The 5,381-nt window shown below is 68.7% G+C and carries 3 protein-coding genes and 1 pseudogene; 3 read left to right on the top strand and 1 reads right to left on the bottom strand.

The genetic code is table 11. The features are described from left to right. Both ACSAMQ_RS19810 and ACSAMQ_RS19805 read left to right on the top strand, forming a co-directional pair. Positions 1 to 1,434, top strand: a 1,434-nt coding sequence (locus ACSAMQ_RS19810; protein WP_435397301.1) for a hypothetical protein, incomplete at its 5' end; no start/stop codon positions are given. A 355-nt stretch (positions 1,435 to 1,789) separates the two neighbouring features. After that, a complete protein-coding gene (locus tag ACSAMQ_RS19805; RefSeq protein WP_435397300.1) occupies positions 1,790 to 2,932 on the top strand; it encodes a hypothetical protein in 1,143 nt (380 codons plus the stop codon). Between the two features lie 105 nt (positions 2,933 to 3,037). Here the strand turns inward: ACSAMQ_RS19805 and ACSAMQ_RS19800 are convergent, their stop codons facing one another. Next, positions 3,038 to 3,796, bottom strand: coding sequence for a DUF3472 domain-containing protein (locus ACSAMQ_RS19800; RefSeq protein WP_435397299.1), 759 nt, complete (start codon positions 3,794 to 3,796; stop codon positions 3,038 to 3,040). 542 nt (positions 3,797 to 4,338) lie between these two features. Here ACSAMQ_RS19800 and ACSAMQ_RS19795 point away from each other — a divergent pair. Further along, positions 4,339 to 5,381 (top strand): annotated as a pseudogene (locus ACSAMQ_RS19795) (excinuclease ABC subunit A); the annotation flags it as partial.

Here is a 5,381-nt window from a genome sequence, read left to right as displayed (position 1 = left end):
GCCGCGGCGCCGACGGTCGGTTCGGCGCCGCTCGCGTCGTCGCAGGCCGCCGCGAGCGCGCGTCCGCATTCGTCGATCGCGGCGGCGTCGACCGGCGCGCTGGTCGCATCGTGCACGCAGGTGCAGCAGTACGAAGTCACCTTCGTGCTGGACCGCGCCTATCCCTGCGGCCAGTTCGCCAACGGCGACTACTGGGTCGCGCCGACCGCCGACAGCCTCGGCAAGGTCAAGGTGCTGTCGATCTCGCCGGCCTTCTCGAGCGGCCGCAACGGCTTCGAGGTCAACCCGACCCAGGTCGAGCGCCAGGGCTTCGACTCGCGCGCCAGCAACTACCTCCGCACGCTGGTGCCGGCGCTGCCTTATTCGGCCTCGCCGAATCAATCCATCGTCAAGGCGAAATCGCTCGCCACCTTCAATAAGACGGCGCTCGATACCGCGGTGGTGCTGACGGTGTTGGCCGCGCCTCCGGCCGATGGCGGCAGCACTTCGTTCCGCCCGCCGTACTTCGGCCGCAACAAGCCGCTGTACTCGACCCAACGCCTGCGCCTGGACCGCTTGCCTTCGCTCGCGCCGCTGGCGTCGACGCCGGCCCTGAGCGCGCTCGCAGCGAAATACCAGCGTGTGCAGTTGGATCATCAGCTGCACTGGAGCGCGGACGAGATCCATCCGCTCAAGAACATGCCGGACTACGGCGCTTCGATCGCGATCAACTTCGCCGAGGCCTCGCTGCGCCTGATGGTCGACGGCGATGCGGCCGAACGCCGCAAGCTGGCGATTCTGATGGTGCAGTACGGCATCGACCTCGACGCCGCGATGCAGGGCGGGCTGCATTTCAATGCCGACGGCGGCCACCGCCACGGCCGCAAGTTGGTGTTGGCGCTGTCGGCGCTGCTGCTCGACGACCCGGCGATGGCGGCGCGCGTGCGCGACTTCCAGCAGGGCACCTTCCAGGAAGATGGTCAGCTGTATGTCGGTGCCGCCTCCGGGCAGGTGTTGTTCGGCGGCCTGTGCTCGGCCGAGGACTACTGGGACAACCAGAACACCGGCGGCAACTCGCGCGATTGCCGCGACCCTTACGGCTACATCGACGGCGGCCAGGAACCCGGCGCCTACTATCAGATGTGCTGTACGGCCAAGGGCTTCAAGGCAGCCGCGTTGGCGTTGCGGTTGATGCCGTCGCTGCGCTGCATCTGGACCGACGACCGCATCCTGCGTTACGCCGACCGCTGGGTCGCGCACGGCGCCTGGACCCAGCCCGACCCCTACCAGCCGCGCGGCAGCGGCGCGCTCGACACCGACCCGAGCGACGGCATCGGACGCTGGCCGGCCCTGCACGGCGCCGCCCGCGACGCCGGTTATTACGGCAGCGCCTTCGCCGACGCGATGTGGACCGCCTACCGCGCCCAGGCCAGCGATAGTTATAGCTGCCCGTGACCCCGACGCGTTGCCGGCATAGTGCGGGGCGGATGTTCCGAGCCGCGCGAGCTCCCGGAGGGCCGCTCCATTCGTGGAGCGGCCCTTCCTGTTTCGGTCGGGCCGTTCGATAGCGTCGTTCGAGCTTCTCACGCCGAAACCGCGGGCATCGCGGCGACGGGAAGGCTAAGCTGGGCGGCATCGATCGCCCCAGGCCGTCCAGTCGAAAGACGCTGCGGCCAGGCCGGCCGGTATCCAGGGGGGGAAGGCGCAGCAGCGCCTTGCCGGTGCGGTTTTTTCAGGGGGCAGTCCAATGAAGCAGTCGATGCGATCGGTCCGTCGCGGGCCGGTAGGTTTATTTCGCGCGCGGATCGCGGTGGCGATCGCGCTGGCCGCGCATGGCACGGTCGCCGCGGCCAAGCCGCCCGAGCCCTTGCCGTATCCCTTGGCGCCGGAACTCGCGGTCGAGTTGTACCTGACCCAGACCGAGCTGACGCCGGTCAGCGGCGTCTCGAGCCCCGTCGTCGACCCGGTGATGATGAACGGCCTGGTCGCGAATCACGGCGCGGCCGGATTGGTCGGTGGCCTGCTCGGCGGCCTGATCGTCGGTGCGATCATCCAGAAGGGCGCGAACGACGGCGCCAAGTGGGGCAATCAAGTGGTCGGCCCGTACGACTACCGGACCTCGATGGAGGCGAGCCTGCGCGCGGCGCTCGTGTCGGGCGGCATCACGCCCTCGCCGATCGTCAAAGTGGTGCTGCCCGAGCCCAAGCCCGGGCCGGGAACCGCGGTCGCCAAGCCGGCACCCGCCAGCAAGGTCCCGGTGGCGTGCACGAACCCGGTGCTGCGTCTGCGCCCGCTGCGTTGGGCGCCGGTGAACAGCACGCTGGTGACCGGGCTCAATGCCAGCTTCTACGATTGCGTGCCCGGCAAGAAGGGCGGGCTCGAAGAGAAGCTGGGTTGGTCGCGCGGCTATCAGGTGTCGATGGTCGCCGACGCCGAGGCGATGCCGCGCAAGCAGCAGAAGGGCTATATCGAGGGGCTGGATGCGGCGCGCGTGCACCAGTTGCTCGACCATTCCGCGGCCGAAGTAGCGGCGATGTTCGCCTATGAGTTCTCGCAGGAAGGCCGCGTCGAGCGCGAGCAGAAGGTCAGTGTATGGAATGGCTTCCGGCAGATTCGCGCCGGAGAGCACTGGGCCTGGAACCGCCATCGCCACGCGATGATGCCGGATATCCTCGGCACCTACCGGCTCAGCGACGCGTCGCTGGTCGCGTTCAGCGCGGCGCCGGCGCCGATGGTCGCGGCTACGGCGCTTTCGGCGCCCGATGCGGCTGCGACGCCCGCTGTCGGCGAAGCCGGTGCGGGATCTGGCTCGGCGGTCGCCGCTCCTGCAGCGTCCGTGGCACCCGCGGCGACTCCGGCGGTTCCCGCAATGCCGGCCGCGCCGGCCACGGCACCGGCCACGCCCGAAGCCGCCGCGCCGGCCAGCGGTGGCGAGGCCGTGCAGGGAGGCTGACCGCGCTCGTGCCGTGCCCGGTCGCCGCCGGTCCGGTCGCTGCGACAACCGCAAAGGCCCGCGATGCGGGCCTTTGCTTTGGACGGCTGTCGCAATGGCGCGCGATCACTCGCTCGGCGAGGCGTATCCGTCGAGATTGCTGACGATGTTCATGCATTTGCCGGTCGCGTCGCAGGCGGCGTGGGCGATGTTCTTGTCGTTGCAGTTGCCGTAAGCCCTGGTGGTCTGGCTGGTCGCCGGCAGGTTGCCGTTGGCCACCGGCAGGTAGAACACCGAGGATTGCGCGCCGATCACGTTGCACGAGGGCAGCTGGTTCGCGCCCTGGCTGTATTCCTCGACGAAACTGACGGTCTGGCTCTTGAAGCCGCTCCAGGTGGCGGGAATATGGATGGTGGCGACGGTGATGCTCTCGCCGGTCATCAGGTCGGTGACCACGCCGGTGACTTGGGTCGAGGCGCGGATCACGTCGACCTTGTACTTGTGGCCGGGTTTCCAGTTCCACTTGATCTGGCACTGCACGCCGCTGCCTTCGTGGGAGAAGTGGCCGCAGCTGGCGCGGCTCGAGGCGTCCCAGCCGCTCGCCAGCCAGATCGAGAAGTTGAGCCAGCGTTGGCCGCTGCGGTTCTGCAGGCCGATGTAGCCGCCGTCGCCGCCGTGGAACCAGAACTGGTTGGCCCAGTAATAGTTCGAACGCGAACCGCCGTCGTGGTTGACCTGATCGTAGAAGGTCAACTGGTGGTAGCCGGCGGTGGTCGTCGGCCAGTGCGCGTCGGTGCTGACGATCCCACCCACGACCACGGCTTGCGCGGTCGGCCCGATCAACATGCCTGCGGCGATCAGCCCGGTCAAAGCTAGCTTCTTCATTGCGGTTCCTCTTGCGGATGGGGCCGTCCCGCGATTGCGGATCGGCGCACGGCCTGATGGGTGCAGCGCGAACCTAGTCCCGGACGCGGCGAAGCGAAACATCCGATATCGTTGTCATCGGCGACTGCTGCGGTCGCCGATCACGCTATCGACGATTGCTTCGCGATCCGCGCCGCAAGCGATGACGAGCGCATCGCGAACCGACCGCGGCGACGGCGGATCTCGGCGTCGTTGTCCTGTTCGCGTGGCGTTGTGCCGGCAGACGGCCCCGTCGTTGAAAGACAACGGTGTCTTGAGTGGTGACGCCCGCCGAATCGGCATCGCCATGCCTCGGCCGGCGTGGCGACAGCAGCCGACCGGTACCTGGCGACGCCCTGTGGCAGCCCGGACTGCACCGTCGGCGCCGATGCAGCCGCTGCGCGCGGACAAGGGCCTGCCGCGAGCCGGCCCGGCCGATTCGGTACAGCCGCGCGCTCCCCAGTCCGGACCCGAGCGGGTATCTTCACCGCCCTGCTTCGTTCCCGATGTTCCAATCCGTGCCTATGGCCAAGAAACAGCTCCGCCGCGACCCCGGCTTCGACGCTTTCGTCCGTGTCCGCGGCGCGCGCGAGCACAACCTCAAGGACATCGGCGTCGACATCCCGCGCGATGCGCTGGTGGTGTTTTCCGGCGTGTCGGGTTCGGGCAAGTCCTCGCTCGCCTTCGGCACCCTGTATGCCGAAGCGCAGCGGCGTTACCTGGAATCGCTGTCGCCGTATGCGCGGCGCCTGATCGACCAGGTCGGCGTGCCCGACGTCGACGCGATCGAAGGCCTGCCGCCGGCGGTGGCCCTGCAACAGCAACGCGGCAGCCCGAACGTGCGCTCGACGGTCGGCAGCGTGACCACCTTGTCGAGCCTGTTGCGCATGCTGTATTCGCGCGCCGGCAGTTATCCGGCGAAGCAACCGATGCTGTACGCCGAGGATTTCTCGCCGAACACCCCGCAGGGCGCCTGCCCGAACTGCCACGGCCTGGGCTATGTCTATGAAGTGACCGAGCAATCGATGGTGCCGGACCCCTCGCTGAGCATCCGCGAGCGCGCGATCGCGTCGTGGCCGCCGGCCTGGCACGGCCAGAACCTGCGCGACATCCTGGTCACCCTGGGCTACGACATCGACAAGCCCTGGCGCGAGCTGCCGAAGAAGGATCGCGAATGGATCCTGTTCACCGAAGAGCAGCCCTCGGTGCCGGTGTACGCCGGCTTCAGCGTCGCCGAAACCCGCGCCGCGCTGCGCCGCAAGACCGAGCCCAGCTACATGGGCACCTACATGGGCGCGCGCAAATACGTGCTGCACACCTTCGCCACCACCCAGAGCGCGCTGATGAAGAAGCGCGTGTCGCGCTACATGATCGGCGCGCAGTGCCCGCTCTGCGACGGCCGGCGTCTGAAACGCGAAGCCTTGTCGGTGAGCTTCGCGGGGTTGGACATCGGCAGCCTGTCGCAGCTGTCTCTGGATAGGATCGCCGAGGTGCTGCGACCCGCCGCGGAAGGCCGCTTCGAGGCGCCGGCCAGCGGCGCCACCCGCAGCCGCGCCGCCGGCCGCAG

This window comes from Lysobacter sp. 1R34A, from assembly GCF_051217035.1.
Lineage (GTDB): Bacteria > Pseudomonadota > Gammaproteobacteria > Xanthomonadales > Xanthomonadaceae > Lysobacter.
Note: the sequence above shows the minus strand (reverse complement) of the source record. Positions and strands in the feature narration are given on the sequence as shown.

Excerpts from the sequence above, each read along its gene's own strand:
- ACSAMQ_RS19800 (WP_435397299.1), bottom strand. The coding sequence starts at position 3,796 with ATGAAGAAGCTAGCTTTGACCGGGCTGATCGCCGCAGGCATGTTGATC.